This window comes from Sulfitobacter sediminis, assembly GCF_040811725.1.
GTDB lineage: Bacteria > Pseudomonadota > Alphaproteobacteria > Rhodobacterales > Rhodobacteraceae > Sulfitobacter > Sulfitobacter sediminis.
Genome location: NZ_JBFNXX010000006.1, coordinates 227,012 through 247,448 on the forward strand (window position 1 = coordinate 227,012; position 20,437 = coordinate 247,448).

The 20,437-nt window shown below is 64.0% G+C and carries 22 protein-coding genes; 12 read left to right on the forward strand and 10 right to left on the reverse strand.

The features are described 5' to 3' along the window. The first annotated feature begins 14 nt into the window (after nt 1-14). Nucleotides 15-902, forward strand: a complete 888-nt coding sequence (locus tag AB2B41_RS10535) for a cyclase family protein (protein WP_367877744.1) — start codon at nt 15-17, stop codon at nt 900-902. Between the two features lie 96 nt (nt 903-998). Here AB2B41_RS10535 and AB2B41_RS10540 read toward each other — a convergent pair whose 3' ends face one another. Then, nucleotides 999-1,865 carry a branched-chain amino acid aminotransferase gene (locus tag AB2B41_RS10540; RefSeq protein WP_367877745.1) on the reverse strand — a complete coding sequence of 289 codons (867 nt, stop codon included), beginning with the start codon at nt 1,863-1,865 and terminating at the stop codon, nt 999-1,001. Nucleotides 1,866-2,022: 157 nt separating this feature from the next. Between AB2B41_RS10540 and AB2B41_RS10545 the strand changes: the two genes are divergently transcribed. The 5 genes from AB2B41_RS10545 to dxs all read left to right on the forward strand — a co-directional run bounded on the left by AB2B41_RS10545 (nt 2,023) and on the right by dxs (nt 6,414). Next, a complete protein-coding gene (locus AB2B41_RS10545) occupies nt 2,023-2,535 on the forward strand; it encodes a MarR family winged helix-turn-helix transcriptional regulator (RefSeq protein WP_367877746.1) in 513 nt (170 codons plus the stop codon). Continuing rightward, entirely contained in the window at nt 2,532-3,233 is a 702-nt protein-coding gene (locus tag AB2B41_RS10550; protein WP_367877747.1) for a response regulator, read from the forward strand. The genes AB2B41_RS10545 and AB2B41_RS10550 overlap by 4 nt, the downstream gene beginning before the upstream one ends. 128 nt (nt 3,234-3,361) lie before the next feature. After that, nucleotides 3,362-3,604, forward strand: a complete 243-nt coding sequence (locus AB2B41_RS10555) for an exodeoxyribonuclease VII small subunit (protein ID WP_367877748.1) — start codon at nt 3,362-3,364, stop codon at nt 3,602-3,604. Nucleotides 3,605-3,610: 6 nt separating this feature from the next. Then, nucleotides 3,611-4,477 (forward strand): polyprenyl synthetase family protein, encoded by an 867-nt coding sequence (locus tag AB2B41_RS10560; protein ID WP_367877749.1) that lies wholly within the window; start codon nt 3,611-3,613, stop codon nt 4,475-4,477. A gap of 8 nt (nt 4,478-4,485) precedes the next feature. Continuing rightward, nucleotides 4,486-6,414, forward strand: a complete 1,929-nt coding sequence (gene dxs / locus AB2B41_RS10565; RefSeq protein WP_367877750.1) for a 1-deoxy-D-xylulose-5-phosphate synthase — start codon at nt 4,486-4,488, stop codon at nt 6,412-6,414. A gap of 81 nt (nt 6,415-6,495) precedes the next feature. On the opposite strand, the gene AB2B41_RS10570 is transcribed toward dxs, so the two are convergent. The 9 genes from AB2B41_RS10570 to AB2B41_RS10610 form a co-directional block, all read right to left on the reverse strand. Beyond that, nucleotides 6,496-7,281, reverse strand: a complete 786-nt coding sequence (locus tag AB2B41_RS10570; RefSeq protein WP_367877751.1) for an ion transporter — start codon at nt 7,279-7,281, stop codon at nt 6,496-6,498. Nucleotides 7,282-7,351: 70 nt separating this feature from the next. Beyond that, entirely contained in the window at nt 7,352-7,936 is a 585-nt protein-coding gene (locus tag AB2B41_RS10575) for an exopolysaccharide biosynthesis protein (RefSeq protein WP_367877752.1), read from the reverse strand. Nucleotides 7,937-7,943: 7 nt separating this feature from the next. Next, nucleotides 7,944-8,804: an SDR family oxidoreductase gene (locus AB2B41_RS10580; protein ID WP_367877753.1), complete on the reverse strand. Its 861-nt coding sequence runs from the start codon at nt 8,802-8,804 to the stop codon at nt 7,944-7,946. A gap of 42 nt (nt 8,805-8,846) precedes the next feature. Next, nucleotides 8,847-10,097, reverse strand: coding sequence for a glycosyltransferase family 4 protein (locus AB2B41_RS10585; RefSeq protein ID WP_367877754.1), 1,251 nt, complete (start codon nt 10,095-10,097; stop codon nt 8,847-8,849). A 132-nt stretch (nt 10,098-10,229) separates the two neighbouring features. Then, nucleotides 10,230-11,213, reverse strand: coding sequence for a sterol desaturase family protein (locus AB2B41_RS10590; RefSeq protein WP_367877755.1), 984 nt, complete (start codon nt 11,211-11,213; stop codon nt 10,230-10,232). Then, nucleotides 11,210-11,641, reverse strand: coding sequence for a DUF1810 domain-containing protein (locus AB2B41_RS10595; protein ID WP_367877756.1), 432 nt, complete (start codon nt 11,639-11,641; stop codon nt 11,210-11,212). Before AB2B41_RS10595 ends, AB2B41_RS10590 begins: the two co-directional genes overlap by 4 nt. A 5-nt stretch (nt 11,642-11,646) precedes the next feature. Next, nucleotides 11,647-12,402, reverse strand: a complete 756-nt coding sequence (locus tag AB2B41_RS10600) for a class II aldolase and adducin N-terminal domain-containing protein (protein ID WP_367877757.1) — start codon at nt 12,400-12,402, stop codon at nt 11,647-11,649. Nucleotides 12,403-12,471: 69 nt separating this feature from the next. Beyond that, a complete protein-coding gene (locus tag AB2B41_RS10605; RefSeq protein ID WP_367877758.1) occupies nt 12,472-12,870 on the reverse strand; it encodes a DUF2306 domain-containing protein in 399 nt (132 codons plus the stop codon). Further along, nucleotides 12,867-13,295 (reverse strand): VOC family protein, encoded by a 429-nt coding sequence (locus AB2B41_RS10610; protein WP_367877759.1) that lies wholly within the window; start codon nt 13,293-13,295, stop codon nt 12,867-12,869. The genes AB2B41_RS10605 and AB2B41_RS10610 overlap by 4 nt, the downstream gene beginning before the upstream one ends. A gap of 48 nt (nt 13,296-13,343) precedes the next feature. On the opposite strand from AB2B41_RS10610, the gene ade reads away from it, so the two are divergent. The 6 genes from ade to AB2B41_RS10640 all read left to right on the forward strand — a co-directional run bounded on the left by ade (nt 13,344) and on the right by AB2B41_RS10640 (nt 20,359). Further along, nucleotides 13,344-15,146: an adenine deaminase gene (gene ade, locus AB2B41_RS10615; RefSeq protein WP_367877760.1), complete on the forward strand. Its 1,803-nt coding sequence runs from the start codon at nt 13,344-13,346 to the stop codon at nt 15,144-15,146. Continuing rightward, on the forward strand, nt 15,143-16,606 hold the full coding sequence (locus AB2B41_RS10620) for an AMP nucleosidase (protein WP_367877761.1): 1,464 nt from the start codon (nt 15,143-15,145) through the stop codon (nt 16,604-16,606). The genes ade and AB2B41_RS10620 overlap by 4 nt, the downstream gene beginning before the upstream one ends. A gap of 139 nt (nt 16,607-16,745) precedes the next feature. Continuing rightward, nucleotides 16,746-17,033 (forward strand): HU family DNA-binding protein, encoded by a 288-nt coding sequence (locus AB2B41_RS10625; RefSeq protein ID WP_367877762.1) that lies wholly within the window; start codon nt 16,746-16,748, stop codon nt 17,031-17,033. A gap of 143 nt (nt 17,034-17,176) precedes the next feature. Further along, the gene (locus tag AB2B41_RS10630) at nt 17,177-18,319 is read left to right on the forward strand and encodes a histidine kinase dimerization/phosphoacceptor domain -containing protein (protein ID WP_367877763.1); all 1,143 of its coding nucleotides are present in this window, start codon (nt 17,177-17,179) and stop codon (nt 18,317-18,319) included. Between the two features lie 107 nt (nt 18,320-18,426). Next, on the forward strand, nt 18,427-19,299 hold the full coding sequence (locus AB2B41_RS10635; RefSeq protein ID WP_367877764.1) for a DMT family transporter: 873 nt from the start codon (nt 18,427-18,429) through the stop codon (nt 19,297-19,299). Between the two features lie 64 nt (nt 19,300-19,363). Continuing rightward, the gene (locus tag AB2B41_RS10640) at nt 19,364-20,359 is read left to right on the forward strand and encodes a GlxA family transcriptional regulator (RefSeq protein ID WP_367877765.1); all 996 of its coding nucleotides are present in this window, start codon (nt 19,364-19,366) and stop codon (nt 20,357-20,359) included. Nucleotides 20,360-20,437: the final 78 nt, after the last annotated feature.

The following is a 20,437-nucleotide window of genomic DNA, read 5'->3' on the forward strand; positions in this document are numbered from 1 at the left end:
CGGCCACAAGCGCCGTGGCACAGGATTGCACCCCGTCCAAATGGGGCGCCGATGACACCATCGGTTCAGCCAACCTCGTGACCCCGGAACGCACGCTTGAGGCCGCCAAGCTGATCAAGCAGGGCAAATCCATGCCGCTGGGCATCACCATCGGGCCCGACACCCCCGCCTTTCCGCCGCGCTCGCTCAGCCTGCAGGTGGTCCAGCCGAACCAGCAGGGCGGCCAGAAGCTGACCGGTTTCGGATACGAGGGGAACTATAACGACGACGTCCTGCAAACCTGGATCGGCATCGGCTCGCAACTGGACGGCCTGGGCCACCTTGGCGAGCACGGCAAATACTACAACTGCCTCGATGAAAAAGAGATCAGCGTCATCACCGGCCTGACCAAGCTCGGCACCCATGACGTGCCCCCGCTGGTGGGCCGTGGCGTGGTCCTCGATATGGCCGCACAGGCCGGGGTCGAGGCGATGGAAGCGGGCCAGAGCTTTGGCTCGGCCGAGATCAAGGCCGCCGCCGAGGCGCAGGGCGTGGAGCTGCGCGAAGGCGACATCATCCTGTTCTACACGGGCTGGACGGACGCCAATTTCACCGAGAACCCGGCTCTATGGGGCTCTGCCGAACCGGGGCTTGATAACGAAGGTGCCGAATACCTGGCGTCCCTGAACCCGATGGCCGTGGGTGCGGATACATGGGGGCTTGAGTCCGTCCCGCCCAAGGAGGGCGACAAGGTGTTCTATGGCCATGTGACGTTCCTGAAAGAGAACGGCATCTACATCCTCGAGACGATGAACGTCGGCCCGCTGCTGGAAGAGGGCGTGAACGAGTTCATGTTCGTTCTGGGGCAGAACCGCATCCGTGGTGCGGTGCAGGCGATGATCAACCCGGTGGCGTTGTACTAGGCCACGAATGCGTTCACGAACGACATAAACGAAAGAAAAGGGGCCGCCCCGAACACGAGGTGGCCCCTGTCTGATCAATCTCTTTTTGCCAGTCTGTTAGGCGCGCACCAGCTTCTCATACCCCTCCGCGACATCCCGCGTCAGCGCGCCGACCTCGAAGTTGTAATCCCCGATCTGCCCCACCGGCGTCACTTCCGCCGCCGTGCCGGTCAGCCAGCACTGCTCGAACCCTTCCAGTTCTTCGGGCATAATGTGTCGCTCGTGCACCTTCACTTGGCGGTCGCGCAGCATGCCGATCACCGTCTGCCTGGTGATCCCGTTGAGGAAGCAGTCGGGGTCCGGCGTATGCACCTCGCCGTCCTTGACAAAGAAGATGTTCGCCCCCGTCGCCTCGGCCACGTAGCCGCGATAGTCGAACATCATCGCGTCCGAACACCCCTTTGCCTCCGCCGCGTGCTTGGACATGGTGCAGATCATGTAAAGCCCCGCCGCCTTGGCGTGGCTCGGGATCGTTTCGGGCGAAGGGCGCTTCCACTTGGAAATGTCCAGCTTCGCGCCCTTCATCTTGGCATCGCCATAATAGGCACCCCATTCCCAGGCAGCGATGGCCAGTCGGACCGGGTTCCGAGCCGAGGCAACACCCATGTCCTCACCCGCGCCGCGCCACGCAATGGCACGCACGTAGGCATCTTTCAAACCCGACGCCTCCAGCACCTCGATCTTCGCCGCTTCGATCTCATCGACGGTGTATGGAATTTCAAAGTCGATCATCTGAGCCGACCGCTTCAGGCGCTCCGAATGCTCCCGGCTCTTGAAAATCTTGCCGCCATAGGCCCGCTCCCCCTCGAACACCGAGGACGCGTAGTGCATCGCGTGGGTCAGGATGTGGACATTGGCGTCGCGCCATTCCACCAGCTTGCCATCGAGCCAGATCTTGCCATCCCGATCATCATATCCCGCCATACCTATACCCTCCGCAGGCCGTGAAATTTAACAATATTGCGCAATTAGGTCCGTACCGGACATTTCCTGTCGCAAAAGCTGCGATTCTCTAGCCTTTCACCCTTGGAGTGTCAACAAGGCTGACATAAACTGCTGCGAAAGGACAAAGAGGCACGCAATGTCTGACGGACGACAGAATCCCGCTGTCAGGGGCGACACGCTGCTCTTTCTGACGGACGAACAGCTGCGACAGGGCAGCGAGGCGATGTTTTTTGCCTACCGCGGCTTCACCGCCGATCCCGACCGCATCCTCGCCGATCTGACCTATGGCCGCGCCCATCACCGGGCGATCCACTTCATCGGCCGCGCGCCAGGTACGACCGTGAACAACCTTCTCAACATTCTCGGTGTCACGAAGCAGTCGCTCAATCGTGTGTTGCGCACCCTGATCTCCGATGGTCTAGTCCAAAGCAAGGTAGGGCGGAACGACAAAAGGGAGCGGCACTTGCATCTGACCGAGGAAGGCCGCGCACTGGAGCAGAAACTCTCCGACGCCCAGCGCGCCCGCCTGCGCGCCGCCTTCCGCGAGGCAGGTCCCGAGGCCGTCGCGGGTTTCCGCACCGTGCTCGAGGCGATGATGGACCCCGAGATGCGCGCCAGCTACGCCAGGCTGCGCGACAGCGGCACATGATGCAGATGGACGCGCACCTTCTGATCGTCGATGACGACGAACGCATCCGCACGCTCTTGCAGAAATTCCTGATGCGCAACGGCTTTCTGGTGACCGCCGCCCGCGACGCCGCCCATGCGCGGCGCATCCTGTCGGGGCTCGACTTTGACCTGATCGTGCTCGACGTGATGATGCCGGGCGAGGATGGTCTGACCCTCACCGCTTCGCTGCGCGAGACGATGCAGACGCCGATCCTCCTGCTGACCGCCAAGGGCGAAACGGGCAACCGGATCGAGGGGCTGGAGGCCGGGGCCGACGATTACCTCGCCAAACCCTTCGAGCCCAAGGAACTGCTGCTGCGGATCAATGCCATCCTGCGCCGTATGCCCGACACCAGCGCGCAGGACACCGCGCCCAAGGTGCTGTCGCTGGGCTCCATCCGCTACGACATGGAGCGCGGCGAGATGTGGCAGGGGGACGAGCTGATCCGCCTCACCGCGACCGAAGTGCAGCTGATGAAAATCTTCGCCGCCCAGCCGGGCGAACCGCTCAGCCGTGCCAAGCTGGTCGAGGAACTGGGCCGCGACCGGGGGCAGGCACAGGAACGCGCCGTGGATGTGCAGATCACGCGCCTGCGCCGCAAGATCGAGGAAAACCCGAAACAGCCGCGCTATCTGCAGACCGTGCGCGGGGCGGGATATATGCTCGCGCCGGACTGAGCCCCGGTGTTAGTGCGCGTGGCTTCTGTCGGATATGAGTTGTATTGGAAAGATGAAGCCGGGGGTGGTCTGGAAGCTTCGGGCGGCTGTCTTTATGGTCGCCGGCGACAAACAGGGATTCTGGACAGATGAGCGACACTCCCATCGAAAAAATGAACTTCGAGACCGCCATGGCGGAGCTTGAGAAAGTGCTGAACCAGCTGGAGCGCGGCGACGTGGCGCTCGACGAGAGCATCGCGCTCTTCGAACGCGGCGCGGCGCTGAAGGCGCGCTGCGAGACCAAGCTGAAGGAAGCCGAGGAAAAGGTGGCCGCGATCACGCTTGACGGCGAGGGCAATCCCACCGGCACCAAGCCCGTCGAAGGGCTCTGACCCAGCATGTTCCGTGAACGATTGGAGCAGGCCGCGCAAGCGGTGCAGGCGCATTTCGACCATGTGCTGGCCCAACGCAAAGACCTGCCGGTCGTCCGCGCCATGGCGCATGCCACGAACGGTGGCAAACGCCTGAGGGGCTTTCTGGTGATGGAGACCGCGCGGCTTCACGGCATCGACCGCGCCGCCGCGATCTGGCCCGCCACCGCCATCGAGGCGCTGCATGCCTATTCCCTCGTCCACGACGATCTGCCCTGCATGGACGACGACGATCTGCGCCGGGGTCAGCCCGCCGTGCACCGCAAATGGGACGAGGCGACGGCGGTGCTCGCCGGGGATGCGCTGCAGTCGCTCGCCTTCGAGATGGTCACGGCGCCCGAAGCAGGGCCCGGCGAGGTGCGCGCGAAACTCGCCCGGACCCTCGCCATCGCGGCGGGCGCGCAGGGCATGGTGCTGGGACAGGCGCTCGACATCGCCGCCGAAACCGCCGACCAGCCCCTAACGCTGGACGAGATCACCGCCCTGCAGCAAGGCAAGACCGGGGCGCTTATCGCCTGGTCGGCGCTCGCAGGCCCGCGCATGGCGGGTGACGACACGGCACCCCTTGCCGCCTATGCCACGGCACTCGGCCTCGCCTTCCAAATCGCCGACGATGTCCTTGACGTCGAAGGGGACGCGGGCACCGTGGGCAAGGCCACGGGCAAGGATGCGCAGGCGGGCAAGGCAACCTTTGTGTCGCTTCTGGGCCTCGGTGGGGCCAAAAGCCGCGCTGCCGATCTGGTGCAATCCGCCTGCGATGCACTAGATGTTTACGGCGATGAGGCAGAGACCCTGCGCGAGGCCGCCCGCTTTGTCATCGCCCGCAAAAGCTGAGAGACGCCATGACCGACCGACCCAAGACCCCGCTGCTGGACCGCGTGCAGCGTCCCGCTGACCTCAAGCAGTTCTCGGATGCCGAGCTAGTGCGCCTCGCGCATGAGCTGCGGTCCGAGACGGTCTCGACGGTCTCCGTCACCGGCGGGCATCTTGGCGCGGGGCTGGGCGTTGTGGAACTGACCGTGGCTCTGCACGCCGTTTTCGACACACCGCGTGACAAACTGATCTGGGATGTGGGCCACCAGTGCTATCCGCACAAGATCCTCACGGAACGCCGGGACCGCATCCGCACCCTGCGCCAGAAGGACGGGCTGAGCGGGTTCACCAAGCGCAGCGAAAGCCCCTACGATCCCTTCGGTGCCGCCCATAGCTCCACTTCCATCTCCGCCGCCCTCGGCTTTGCCGTGGCGCGCGATCTGGGCGGCAACCCGCCCGAGGGCGCGGGCGATGCGATCGCCGTGATCGGCGACGGATCGATGTCCGCCGGCATGGCCTATGAGGCGATGAACAACGCAGGCCACCTGGGCAAGCGTCTTTTCGTGATCCTCAACGACAACGAGATGTCCATCGCCCCGCCCGTGGGCGCCATGTCCAGCTACCTTAGCCGACTTTATGCCGAAGAGCCGTTCCAGGAGTTTAGAGCCGCTGCCAAGGGGGCGGTCAGCCTGCTGCCCGAACCCTTCCGCGAAGGGGCCAAGCGCGCCAAGGACATCCTCAAGGGCATGGCTGTCGGCGGCACCCTCTTCGAACAACTTGGCTTTTCCTATCTCGGCCCCATCGACGGGCATGACCTGAACCAGCTTTTGCCCGTCCTGCGCACCGTGAAACAGCGCGCGACGGGGCCGATCCTGATCCATGTGCTGACCAAGAAGGGCAAGGGCTATGCCCCCGCCGAAAAGGCGCGCGACAAGGGTCACGGTGTCGGCAAGTTCGACGTCGTCACGGGCGAGCAGAAGAAAGCGCCGTCGAACGCACCCTCCTACACCTCCGTCTTTGCGCAATCGCTCCTGCAAGAGGCCGCCGAGGACGACAAGATCTGTGCCGTCACCGCCGCCATGCCCGATGGCACCGGCCTCAACCTCTTTGCCGAGCGCTACCCCTCGCGCTGCTTTGATGTCGGCATCGCCGAACAGCACGGCGTCACCTTCTCCGCAGCATTGTCGGCGGGCGGCATGAAACCCTTCTGCGCGATGTATTCCACCTTCCTGCAGCGCGGCTATGACCAGGTGGTGCACGACGTCGCAATCCAGCGCCTGCCCGTGCGTTTCGCCATCGACCGCGCGGGGCTGGTGGGTGCCGACGGGGCCACCCACGCGGGCGCCTTCGACATCGCCTATCTCGCCAACCTGCCCGGTTTCGTGGTCATGGCCGCCGCCGACGAGGCGGAACTGAAGCATATGGTCGCCACAGCCGCCGCCCATGACGACGGCCCCATCGCCTTCCGCTTCCCGCGCGGCGAGGGCAAGGGCGTCGACATGCCGGAGCGCGGGGAGCCGCTGGAGATCGGCAAGGGCCGGATCATCTCCGAGGGCAAGCGTGTGGCGATCCTGTCCTTCGGCACGCGGCTTGCGGAGGTCGAGAAGGCCGCCGAGGCGCTTGGCGCCAAAGGCATAACACCAACCATCGCCGACGCGCGTTTCGCCAAGCCGCTGGACCGCGAGATGATCCTTTCACTCGCCGCCACGCACGAGGCACTGATCACCATCGAGGAAGGCGCGGTTGGCGGCTTTGGCAGTCATGTGGCACAGCTTTTGGCGGATGAGGGTGTATTTGACACCGGGCTGAAGTACCGCTCGATGGTCCTGCCGGATATCTTCATCGACCAGGCCAGCCCGTCAGACATGTACGCCGTGGCCGGCATGAACGCCGAGCACATCGAGGCCAAGGTGCTGGATGTGCTGGGCGTGGCCAGGATCGGCGTGCAGCGCGCCTGACCCCAGGTGGGCAGCATGCCCACCTTACTCAGAACACGCACTCTGCCCGCTACGCCCGTAAAGTGGGCGCATCGCCCACCCTCAGCCCCGCTCTCGCTCATCCAGCAACCGGTCAAGCCGCGCCTCGATCGCCGCCAGCCGCGCTGCAACGTCACCCCGATAGGCATCCGTCTCGGCATTGCTCTCCTCCGCATGGGCGTCCTGCATCGAGTTCACGATCAGGCCCACGAGCAGGTTCACCACCGCAAAGGTCGTGACGATGATGAAGGGCACGAAGAACATCCAGGCATGGGGGTAGACCTCCATCACAGGCCGTACGATCCCCATCGACCAGCTTTCCAGCGTCATGATCTGGAACAACGAATAGCCCGACCGTCCCAGCGTGCCGAACCAGTCGGGAAAGCTGGCCGCGAAAAGCTTGGTCGCGATCACCGCGCCAATGTAGAACACCAGCGCCATCAGCAGGAACACCGAAGCCATGCCGGGAATCGCGGTCACGAACCCTTCCACCACCCGGCGCAGGCGCGGCACGGTCGACACCAGCCGCAGCACCCTGAGGATGCGCAACGCCCGCAGCGCCGAGAAGCCCTGCGTAGCGGGCACCAGCGAAATGCCCACGATCACGAAATCGAAGAGGTTCCAGCCGTCTCGGAAAAACCGGAAGCGGTAGGCGATCATCTTGGCCAGAAGCTCGGCCACGAAAATCGCAAGGCACAACCGGTCCAGTGCGATGAGAACCGGCCCCATGGCATCCATCAGCGTCTTCGATGTCTCCATCCCCAGAAGGATCGCGTTGAAGATGATGACGCCCATGATGAAACTGCCGAAACGCGGCGTCTCGATGATTTCCAATAGCTTCCGCTGCACGTTGACCTGCCCGCTGGGATGACTTTTCCGCCTATATGAGCGCAAGGTTCATCGCGTACAAGCGACCCGCTCAATTGAGCGCAAGAACCAAGCCGACCGTGCTTGCCCCGACGATCCCGAAACCTGCCAGCACGTAGATGCCGTCGCGCAGGATCAGACCAAGTGACATAAGGGAGACCGTCCCGGCCCCGAAAGAGGTGAAGAAGGGCAGTATCTCCAGCAGCGGCCAGGTGAGCGGGATCAGAAGACAGGTCAACAGGGCAAGCGACCGCATCGGCCCCACCGTGAGAAACCGCAGCCGTTCCTGAGAATGGCGGTCAAGCCAGGCACAGGGCCGCCGCATCCAGTCGACGGCGCGCCGCACCCTGTCGGCACGCAGCTCAAGCCGCAGCAACCGCGCCGGCAGCCACAGCCGCTGTCGCCCCGCGAGCGCCTGCGCAGAGAGTGTCACCAGCAGGATCGCCGCCAGCGTCGGGGTGCCGGGGATACCGGAAAGCGGCGACACAAGCAGCAGGGCGATGATCAGGATAAAGGGGGTAATCGCCCGGTCGCCGAACTCATCGAGGATGTCGGCGAAAGATACCTGTGCGCCGCGCGCGGCCTGTTCCACACCGTCAAGCAGATGCGTCAACGTCTTGTCATCGGCAGGCGCCATCACACCCTCAATCCGAGCCTTCCCGTTCAAGGAGCGCCGCCAGACCGCTGCGGTAATCCGGGTAGGCAGGTTCCCAGCCCAACGCCCGCTTGGCCCGGTCGTTCCGCACCCGCTTGCTTTCCGCGTAGAAACTGCGCGCCATCGGCGACATGTCGGCGTCTTCGAAATCGACAGCGGGGGGCAACGGCAGGCCCAGCAACTCCGCCGCATGGGCAATCACGTCCTGCGGCGGCGCAGGGTCATCGTCGCAGAGGTTGTAGACCGCGCCGGGGTCCGGTGCCTGCATCGACAGATCGAGGGCGCTGGCGATATCGTGCACGTGGATGCGACTGAAATATTGACCTTCCTTGATGATCCGCCGCGCGGTCCCCTCGCGCACCTTGGAAAACGGCCCGCGCCCCGGGCCGTAGATGCCAGCAAGGCGAAAGATGTGCAGCGGCAGATCAGGGATGGCCCGCCACGCGGCTTCGGCGTCCGCACGGGCCTTGCCGCGCTTGGTCGAGGGGGCAAGCGGCGTGTTCTCGTCCACCCAGCCGCCATCATGGTCGCCGTAGACGCCGGTCGTCGACAGATATCCCGCCCAGCGCAGCCGCGGCGCAACCGCACGGATACCCTCCGCCAGCGCATCCAGCACCGGATCGCCCTCCGGCCCCGGTCCGGCGGTGATCAGCAGATGCGAAGCCTCTTGCAAGAGCCGCACGACGTTGTTGCCCGGCCATTGAAGCGGGGTCACGCCCGTCTCGGCGATCTCCGTCAACTTCTCCACGCTGCGTGTCGTGCCGATCACCCGCCAGCCCTGGGGCACCAGCCTGCGCGCCAGCGCACGGGCGCTGTAGCCATAGCCAAAGATGAAAAGCGTCCTGTCCATCGTGCAAAGGTGGCGACGGACAAGCGGCGCCACAAGGGGCAATCAGCTCAGAGTGATGCGCTTTTCCGCAGGAACCAGAGCGTTGATCCGGGCGATATGCTCGGGCAGGCAGCACCTCAGGAAATCGTAGTGCTCTGTGACATGGTCCCGCGCGGCGCGGCCAAGATGCGCAAACTTGCCCGGTTCGGCCAGCACCTCGACCACCTGATCCGCCAAGCCGTCTATATCGAAGAAATCCACAAGCATCCCGGTTTCGCCATCCCTGATCGCCTCGCGCACCGGTGCCACGTCCGAGGCGACAATCGTGGCGCCCATCGACATCGCCTCGAGCAGCGACCAGGACAGAACGAAGGGCATGGTCAGATAGACATGGCAGCGGCTGATCTGGACGATCTGGCAATAATGCGCATAGGGCACGCGACCGAGGAAATGCACCCGCTCCCAGTCAATTCGGTCGCCAACTTCTGCCTCCATCTCGGCCCGCAGCCCCTTGGGGTGCTCGCTTGTGCGGCCGTAGGACACCTCGTTTCCGCCGACGATCAGAACCCGCGCCTCGGGCCGCTCCGCCATGATGCGGGGCAACGCGCGCATGAAGACGTGAAAGCCGCGCGCCCGCTCAAGGTTACGGGATACAAAGGTCAGCACCTCGTCATCGCGCGTCAGGGGCCGGTCCAGCCGCCCCAGATTCAGTGACACGTCCGGGTTCGGCAAAAGCTTGTCCGTCCGTATACCGTCGTGACAGACATAAAGGCGGTCATGAAAGCTCTCGGGAAAACGGTCGCGTTGCCAGTAGGTCGGGCAATGGCCCAGATCGACCGCCTCGATGTTGGCCAGCGGCACCGCATTGCGCGCTTGCATCAGGAACGGGGTGTGATCCGTGATCGGCTCCTCGGGATCGAACCCCACCATACCCCCTTCCATTCTGTAGTAATATTCGAACAGTCCGATAGACGGCACATCCGGCCAGATTTGCTTGAAAAACGTAAGCTCCCCCCAACCCACGTGACCGATCACGATGTCAGGCCGGAAACCCTCCTCCCGCTCCAGACGCCGCGCCGCCATCGCGGCGCCAAATCCCGCGCCCGCCGCTTCCTCCCAGACCTTCGAAAGCCCATAAGCGTCTTTCGCGGGCTTCCGATGAGCCGAGTAGACACGCGTTTCCACACCGGGGATATCCGGTGCATTCTTCCGTTGTGTCAGAAAGTAGATGCGGTGCCCGCCCTGCGCGGCAAGCCATTGCACCAGCTCGCGGTATTGGCCCGGCATGTTCTGATGCACAAAAAGGATATCCATTTGGGAAACCTTAGCCGACCGCGATTAACGCGCAGTTAACCAAGACCCGGCGCCCAGCGCAACGCCAGCACCCGCGTCAGTCATCGAAACGGATCAGGACCCCGGTCGCATCGCAGCAAGGCTGGCGCGCGCTCATTTCGTGTACATCTGCTTCTTGAAGGCGCGCGTGCGCGTCGTCGCCCCCTCCGACCCGTCGTGGAAGGTGCCGAACCACCTGTCCCATGGCATCTCCACTGTGCCGTAATTACACTCGAAATAGCGGTGGTGAAGCTGGTGAAAGAAATCGCCCAACTGCACCCGCTTGCGCCCCAAGGCGATCAGCCCGTCGAAACCCGAATGGGAACAGATCGGGTGCAGGGTAAAGGTATAGACATGGAAGAGAATGTGCATCGGGCTTGTCGGGACGACGAAGTGGATCAGCAGCGACGAGAAATAGATCGCGTGTTCGATGGGATGCATCGAGATGCCCGACCATGGCCCGACATTCACGTTGCGATGATGCAACGCATGGGCGCGCTTGTAGAGCGGCGGCCAGTGCAACGCCCTGTGGACCCAGTAGAAATGAAAGCTTCCCCAGGCCGGCAAGATCGCGAACCAGATCACGTACCAGACGGGCTGCGCCGCAAAGGTGGTCGTCGCGGCCCAGCCGTTGCCAGCCGCCCAGAACCACAGGCAGGTATAGAACGTGGCAAAGGTGATCCCGCTGGCCAGCGACCAGAACATGTTGTCCCTGACCTGATCGCGGAAGGTGAATGTCCCGTTGTTCGCGATCTGCCCGCGCTTGTCGTACTTGCGTTCGATCCCCTGCCCACGCGCCCGGTAAAGCCAAAGGTGCAGCCCGCCTGCCAAAAGCGTATGCGGGATCAGGAACCCCAGCCAGATCGCCACCACCCACGACCACGACAGATCAGCCGCCTCCACCAAGGTCGGCGCCCAGAGCCAGATACCCAAGGCCGCCACGACAAGCGACAGCGTGGTAGTCGAAATGACCAGCCAGTAGGCAGAGTACCAGCGCAACACCGCCCCCGGCCGAGGCGGCCAATCGAAAAGCGGGTTGTTCCGCACCTCGCCCGGATGAAAGTTCCAGCGCGCCGCTTCGCCGCCGATATCGCTCATGTTGCCCCCCCGATTTCCTGCTGCGTCAACGCGCAGCGCTCGCCTGCGTAGAACGTCTCCAACAGTCGCGAATACACTCCGTCCCCGGGCGCCGCAGCCTCGAAGAGGGTCGCGCAGGACCGCAGCTTCAACGCGTCCACCTTGCCCATGATCTCGGCAATCGGCACGCCGGCGTGCGCCAGCACAAGCGAGGCACATTCCGCCAGACGCGGACCCAGAACGGGATGCCCGGCATAGGCTCGCGCCTCATCCAGATCCCGCAGACCGTAGAACCGTGCGGTCTCGGACCGTCCCAGCCCGCGCAACTGCGGAAAGATGAACCACATCCAATGGGTAGCCTTGCGCCCAGCGCCCAGTTCCGCGCGGACCGTGTCATAGACACCCTCCTGCGCCTCGACAAAGCGCGCGAGGTCTTCAGGCCCGGCCATCGCCGCTACCGCGCATAATCCGATCCCTCTGCATCCAGGATCGCCTTCAGTTCTGCCAGATGCCGCGCATCCTGTTCGGGGTATTCCTCCAACTGCTGCGCGGTCTTTTCCGCGATATCGTCGGGGATGCGGCGCAGGGGCATACCGGTCTGCAGCGCCCGGATATACGTTTCCGCCGCGCGTTCGAAATAATAAAGCCGGTTGAAAGTCTCCGCGACCGTGTCGCCGATCACCATCACCCCGTGGCTGCCCATGACCATCACCTTCTTCTTCGGATCGGTCAGCAGCGCCGCACAGCGGTCGCCCTCGTCCTCGAAGGCCAGACCACCGTACTCCTCGTCGATCACGATCCGGTTGTAGAAGCTACAGCAATTCTGGTCGATCGGCGGCAGGCGGCTGTCCTGCAGGCAGGCCAGCACCGTGGCATGGATCGAATGCACATGCATGACGCAGCGCGCATGGGCGCAGGCCCGGTGCACGCCCCCGTGCAGCCCCCAGGCGGTCGGGTCAGGCGCGTTCGGTCCTTCCAGAGTCTTGGGATCGTTGGCGTCGATCAGCAACAGGTCCGACGCCTTGATCCGGCTGAAGTGCGCCTGATTGGGGTTCATCAGGAACTGCGTGCCATCGTCGTTCACCGCGAGGCTGAAGTGGTTCGCGACCCCCTCGTGCATGTTCAGCCGTGCGGTCCACCGGAAGGCAGCGGCAAGGTCCACGCGCTCCTGCCAGTGGTCCATGTTCGGTTTCATCTGCGTGACACTCATGTCCGTCCCTCCCCGGTTGCGGGATCAGTCCAGCATGGGTGGCGCCGCCGGTCCAGCCCGTTTGCGACCTTATACGCCAAAGACCACCGAATGCATCACCCGCCCCGGCAGCAGGGTAAAGAGACCGGCCACCACCAGCGCCAGCCAGTAGAGGCTGCGCATTGTCGCCCTGTGCAACGAGATATTCCCGCGCCGTGCCGCCCTGACTCCCACGAAAAGGCTGCCAATCGTATAGATCGACAGCAGGTGTATCGGGCTGAACGGCCCAATCAGCCGCAGTTCATAGATAATGAAACTGCTGACCGCCACAAAACCCATCGCCAGCACCCAGGCTCTGCCCAGAACACGGTGCACCGTTGTGCCCTTTGGCGTCAGCAACTGAACCGTTCCAATGCCCAGCGCGCCCACCGCAGCCAGCGCATGTGCCGGAATCGGAAAGCCCTCCGCCCAGAGCGCCGCCCAGTTCACATCCCGTCCTTGACCCGGCTCGGCACCCAGGCATAGCCGTTCTCGCACAGGATGAACGCCTCGCGCAGCCCATGCGGCTTGTCGGTCGCTTCTTCCAGCACCGTCCCGCCTGCCGCCTCCGCCACGGCACAGGCGGCGTCGGGGTCCGTGTCGTAAAGCCGTATCTCGATCCCCGCCCCCCGCGGCGGGCTCTCCGGCAACAGCCCCAGCAGCGGATGGGAGTGATACGTGCCGTCCGAATGCAGCTGAAACACCACGTCCCCGTGACGCATGATCGCGAAATCCGCCGTCGGCTGGAATGCTTTCATCCCGAACACCTTCTCCAGAAAGGTGACTTCGCGCCCCACGTCCCGCACCAGCAGGTTCAGCCCAATACCGCGCAGCGACGCGCCGAAATCCTCAGCCCCGACTGTATCGTAGTCCATCGCACCTCTCCCGCTTGAACCCGATGAAACCCTGTGCCACCTATAACCATGACGCAAGACACTTTCCCCTCATGGGCTGACGTCGCCCCCCATCTGGTCAACGTCGCCGCAGGCCGCGCGCCCGCAGACACGATCGTCACCGGCGGCGTCTGGGTCAACGTCCACACCCGCGAAACCCTGCCCGGCCACGACATCGCCATCGCGAAGGGGCGCATCGCCTTCGTCGGCCCGGACGCCTCGCACTGCAAAGGCCCCAACACCCAGATCATCGAAGCAAACGGACGCTACATGATCCCCGGCCTCTGCGACGGCCACATGCACATCGAAAGCGGCATGCTCACCCCCGCCGAGTTCGCCCGCGCGGTCATCCCCCACGGCACGACCAGCATGTTCACCGACCCACACGAGATCGCCAATGTCCTCGGCCTCAAGGGCGTCCGCATGATGCACGACGAGGCCCTCATGCAGCCCGTCAACATCTTCACCCAGATGCCGTCCTGCGCCCCTTCAGCGCCCGGCATGGAAACCACCGGTTTCGAGATCACCGCCGAAGACGTGGCCGAGGCCATGACATGGCCCGGTATCATCGGGCTAGGCGAGATGATGAACTTCCCCGGTGTGTCGAACGCCGACCCCCAGATGCTCGCCGAAATCGCCGCCACCCAGCGTGCCGGCAAGACGGTGGGCGGTCACTACGCCTCGCCCGACCTCGGCCCCGCTTTCGCGGCCTATGTCGCAGGCGGCCCTGCGGACGATCACGAGGGCACCTGCGAAGCGGACGCCATGGCCCGGATGCGCCAGGGCATGCGCTCCATGATCCGCCTCGGCTCCGCCTGGTACGACGTCGAATCCCAGATCACCGCGATCACCGAACGCGGCCTTGACCCCCGCAACATGATCCTCTGCACCGACGATTGCCACTCCGGCACGCTGGTCAACGACGGCCACATGAATCGCGTGGTACGTCACACCATCGACTGCGGCTGTGATCCGCTCGTTGCCCTGCAAATGGCCACGATCAACACCGCCACCCACTTCGGCCTCGAACGCGAAATCGGCTCGATCACTCCGGGCCGCCGCGCCGACGTGATTCTCACCTCGGACCTTTCCACGCTCCCTATCGAGATGGTCATCGCACGCGGTCAGATCGTTGCCGAGGAGGGCCGCGTGACGGTCGACTGCCCGCACTACGCTTGGCCCGAGGAGGCCCGCACCACCGTCAACATCGCCCGCGACCTCTCCGCCGCCGACTTCCGCATCGACGCCCCCAAGGGCGCCAACGCCGTCACCGCCAACGTCATCGGCGTCGTCGAAAACCAGGCCCCCACCAAGGCCCTCAAATTCGAACTCCCCGTCACCGACGGCCACGTCCAGCCCACCGGAGAAGTCGCCCAGATCGCCCTCGTCGAACGCCACCGCGCGACCGGCGGCGTCATCAACGCCTTCGTCTCCGGCTTTGGCTATCAGGGCCGCATGGCCATGGCCTCCACCGTCGCCCACGACAGCCACCACATGATCGTCGTCGGCACCGACGCCGAACAGATGGCCCTTGCCGCCAACCGCCTCCGCGCGGTCGGGGGCGGCGTCACGCTATTCAAGGACGGCGAGGAACTGGCCCTTGTCGAACTCCCCATCGCAGGGCTGATGTCCGACCAGCCCGCCGCCGAGGTCGCCGCCAAGGCCGACCAGCTTCTGCAAGCCATGCAGGACTGCGGCTGCACGCTCAACAACGCCTACATGCAGCATTCGCTCCTCGCCCTCGTCGTCATCCCCGAACTGCGCATTTCCGACCTCGGCCTCGTCGACGTGCGCACATTCGACTTCATCCCCGTGCTAGAGTCCCAAACATGACCAAGATCCTCACCCCGGACGCCCCCGCGCCCGAGGCCTTCACCGACGCCACCGCCGCCGTCGACAGGCTGACCCAGCTTTACACCCAGGCCTGCACCTTCCTGCGCGACCATTTCCAACGCGTGCTGGAAAACCCGCCCGAAGCGACCCGCATCCGCGCCTTCTACCCCGAGGTCCGCTTCCGCACCTCGTCCTACGCCCGCGTCGACAGCCGCCTCAGCTTCGGCCATGTCTCTTCGCCCGGCACCTTCGCCGCGACGATCACGCGGCCCGACCTTTTCCGAAACTACCTGATCCAGCAGATCGGCCTGCTGATCGGCAACCACGACCAGCCCGTGATCATCGGCCCCTCCGACACGCCCATCCCCGTGCATTTCGCCGTGACCGGCGACACCGCCGCCAGCATCCCGCAAGAAGGGGCGGCCGATTTCACCCTGCGCGATATCTTCGACGTGCCGGACCTGTCGACAACCAACGACGACATCGTGAACGGTACCTACACCGCTCCCGAGGGCGTCCGCCCGCTCGCTCCCTTCACCGCCCAGCGCATCGATTACTCTCTGGCGCGGCTCAGCCATTACACCGCCACCGATGCCGCGCATTTCCAGAACTACGTTCTTTTCACGAACTACCAGTTCTACGTCTCCGAATTCGAAGACTACGCCCGCACTCAGCTTGCCGATCCCGACAGCGGCTACACCTCCTTCGTCTCCACCGGCAATGTCGAGATCACCGACGGCGACACGCCCATCCCCGAAACGATGAAGATGCCGCAGATGCCCACCTACCACCTCAAGCGCGCGGACGGCTCGGGCATCACGCTGGTGAACATCGGCGTCGGCCCGTCCAACGCGAAAACGGCGACCGACCACATCGCCGTCCTGCGCCCCCACGCCTGGGTCATGGTCGGCCACTGCGCGGGCCTCCGGAACACCCAGCAACTGGGCGACTTCGTTCTCGCTCACGCCTATCTGCGCGAAGACCACGTGCTCGACGACGACCTGCCGGTCTGGACTCCGATCCCGGCACTCGCCGAGATCCAGATCGCGCTGGAGAAATCCGTGGCCCAGGTCACCCGGCTTGAAGGCTACGAGCTGAAACGCATCATGCGCACCGGCACCGTGGCCACCATCGACAACCGCAACTGGGAACTCCGCGACCAATCCGGCCCCGTCCAGCGCCTGTCGCAATCCCGCTCCATCGCGCTGGACATGGAAAGTGCCACTATCGCCGCCAACGGCTACCGCTTCCGCGTTCCCTATGGCACCCTCCTATGCGTCTCCGACAAGCCCCTGCACGGCGAACTCAAGCTCCCCGGCATGGCCTCGGACTTCTATAAAACACAGGTTTCAAGGCATCTGATGATCGGAATCCGCGCAATGGAACTCCTCCGCTCCACCCCGCTGGAACGCATCCACAGCCGGAAATTGCGCTCTTTTGACGAGACGGCGTTCCTCTGACCGGCCGAAAACCGCGAAAAACCCAACAAAATAGCTGTTTTTCGCGTTTTCGGGCGCAATATTCGTTGTGTTCCTCCACAACATACCGTTACTTTCCCTGCAGGAGGCCCAAGATCGGGCGGTCTAAGGAGAAAGAAAAATGGCAAAACCAATGACAAAGACTCAGCTCGTTGCAGCACTTGCAGAAGAGATGGGCTCTGACAAGAAATCCGCGTCGGCAGCGCTCGACGCGATCACCGGCATCATCACCAAGGAAGTGTCGAACGGCGGTGCCGTGACCCTTCCCGGCGTGGGCAAGATCTACTGCCGCGAGCGTCCCGAGCGCATGGTGCGCAACCCGGCGACCGGCGAGCAGTTCAAGAAAGAGGCGGACAAGGTCGTCAAGATGACCATCGCCAAGGCGCTCAAGGACAGTGTCAACGGCTAAGCCGGCCGCGACTTGCGTTACAACAGAATGGGCCGCCGCAGGGCGGTCCATTTTTTCGTGACTATTTAGTGGACATGCACAAGTAACGGCTTACGTCGGCCTATAGGGACGCTCGATTTGGAATGCACAGGGGGACGCGTGGGATGCGTGCTGATCTTCACCCTATGAATGCAGAGCGTCTCAGGACGTTGCAGGACTACGACATCCTCGATACCGAGGCCGAAGATGATTTCAACGAGATCGTCGAACTGGCCTCGCAGATCTGCGGCACGCCCATTTCACTCATCAGCCTGCTTGACGAAGACCGCCAGTGGTTCAAGGCCAAGGTCGGCTTTGACAAGCCTGAAACCTCGCTCGAGGAATCCATCTGCAGCCACGCCATCCTGAACGGCGATCTGTTCGAGATCAGCGATCTGAAGGCAGACCCCCGGACGGCCGACAATCCCCTGACGATGGGGGACGATGGCGTGCGTTTCTACGCGGGGGCGCCGCTTATCGCGGCAAACGGTCTGCCGATGGGTACGCTCTGCGTGCTGGACCGCAAACCGCTTGAGCTCACCGACATGCAGCGCACCGCACTCAAGGTGCTGTCGCGCCAGGTGATGAAGCAGCTCGAGCTCCGCGTCGCGCTGCGCAATCAGGCGATCCTGCAGTCCGAGGCCGATCACCGGGTCAAGAACTCGCTGCAATCAATGTCCGCCATCGTCCGGGTCTATACACGCACGATCACCGACCCCACGGCGCTCGAGGCACTGGGCGCCATCCAGCGGCGCATCGACGCCATGGCCGAACTGCACCTCGAACTGCAGGGCTCGGACGGTCGCGACACGATCGACACCGGTACCTATCGTGAGCGTGTCATGCACCTGCTTCAGGAAACGGCGCCCGAGAACATCTCGTTCCGCACCGAATTCGCCGATATCGTCATGCGCTCCGATCAGGCGGCGAACCTTGCGATGATCATCAGCGAATTTGTCGCAAACTCCATCAAGCACGCCTTTCCCGATGGAATGCCCGGCGAGATTTCTGTCGCCCTCACAGTGTCGAAACCCGGCACCTACCGCCTGGAATGCACCGACAACGGCATCGGCGGAGAAAGCGAAGGAACGCCCACCGGCCGGAACGACGGCATCGGTCTCAGCCTTGTCAACGCCGCCGTCTCCAGCCTTGGCGGCAACAGCGACGCTAGCCTGACAGGTGACGGCAGCCGACTGGTCATTGATTTCGGGGATGCGCGGCAGACCGGAAATCAATCCGAGGGAACAGCCCGACGCAACGAGGGATAAAGCCGAAGAACCGCGGCTTCCGAACGCGTCACCGAAGTAGGGGCCGCCCCTTGCCCTTTCGCGCAATCTGGTGAAATGGTCCGCTGACGAAGGGACGCAATCTCACCATGGACATCCGCGCAATTTTCCTGGGCCTCATCTTTGCCCTCATGTGGTCTTCTGCCTTCACCTCCGCGCGGATCATCGTGGCCGACATGTCGCCGCTCTTCGCGCTCTCCATCCGCTACCTGGTCTCGGGGCTGCTCGGCGTCGGCATCGCCTTCGCCCTCGGACAGTCCATGCGCCTCACCCCCGCCCAGTGGCGCGCGACGATCATCTTCGGCATTCTTCAAAACGCGATCTACCTCGGCCTCAACTTCGTCGCGATGCAAACCGTACAGGCATCGCTCGCCGCGATCATCGCCTCGACGATGCCGCTGCTTGTCGGCTTCGCCGCCTGGGTCCTGCTGGGCGAACGGCTCAAGCCGCTGGGCATCGCGGGGCTGGTGGCGGGTGTTATCGGCGTCGCGATCATCATGGGCGCACGGCTTGGCGGTGGCGACGTCGACATGGTCGGCGTCGGCCTCTGCGTCGTCGGTGTCATCGCCCTGACAGCCGCGACGCTGCTGGTGCGCGGCGCAACCTCGGGCGGCAATTTCCTGATGATCGTCGGGCTGCAGATGCTGGTGGGCTGCGTGGCCATTGCCCTCGCCACGCTCGCCTTCGAAACACCTCGCATCAACCCCACGCTGCCACTGCTGCTGGCCTTCACCTACACCTGCCTCATCCCCGGCCTTGCCGCGACGATCATCTGGTTCTGGCTCGTTAACCGCATCGGCGCTACCCGCGCCGCCACCTTCCACTTCCTCAATCCATTCTTCGGCGTCGCCATCGCCGCGCTCCTGCTCTCCGAACCGCTGGGCGGCCGCGACATCCTTGGTGTACTGATCATCACCGCCGGTATCCTCGCCGTGCAGCTCTCGCGCCAGTCGAGGGCCTGATCACGACATCTAATGCCGCAGATCAACGGCACCCGGCGGACTGTTCCGTGTCTTACTGCGCCCCATGACCGCCGCGCATGACACCGAAACGAGGGCCTACGCCTTTCTGCTGATCCCGGGTTTTTCCACCTTGGGCTTCTCCTGCGCGCTCGACTGCCTGTCGCTGGCCAATCACCATCCCTCCGGGCGCAAGTTCTACGCCTGGCGGCTGATCTCCGAAGACGGCGCGCCGGTCAGCGCCTACAACGGCGTGCGCATCGCCGTCGACAGCGCCCTGACCGAGCTGGACCGCGACGAAACGCTCGTCGTCTGCGCAGGCGAACGCGCGGGTGAGGGCAGCACCAAGGCCGTGCTGAGCTGGCTCCGCCGTCAGACCCGCAAGGGGATGGATTTCGGCGCGCTCTCCTCTGGCACCTACACCCTGGCGCTGGCGGGGCTCATCGGCGGCAAGCGCGTGACGACCCATTGGGAATACAAGACCGCCCTGGCCGAGATGCTGCCCGACGTGATCATGGAAGACACGCTCTACACCGTCGACGGGCGCATCTTCACCACCGCGGGCGGGGCCGCGTCGATGGACATGATGCTGTCGCGCGTCCACAACGACTACGGCCCCGAACTTGCCGCCTGGGTGGCCGACCAGATGGTCTATACCGTCCCGCGCGCGCATTCCCAGGGCCAGCGCATGTCGCTGCAATCCCGCCCCGAGGTACGCAACCCCAAGCTGCTGCTGGCCTTGCAGATCATGGAGAACAACCTCGAAGACCCGCTGCGCCCAGAAGAAATCTCGAACGTCGTGGGCCTGTCGACCCGGCAGCTCGAACGGCTTTTCGCGAAGTACCTCAAGACCTCGCCCAAGCGCCACTACCTCCACCTGCGCCTTGAGAAGGCCCGCAACCTGCTGCGCCAGACGGACCTCAGCGTGACAGACGTCTGCGTCGCCTGCGGCTTCCAGTCCCTGTCGCATTTCTCAAAAAGCTACCGCGCCGCCTTTGGCAACCCGCCGGGGATGGAAGCCTCGGACGGCAAGGTGCTCTGGACCGACCGGGGCAAGAGGTAACGGGCGGAACAGCTTACTGGCCAACGCACCGCGCATTTTCCTAGCCACCACAGTCCGTCCTGCCTAAGCTTGCGAAAG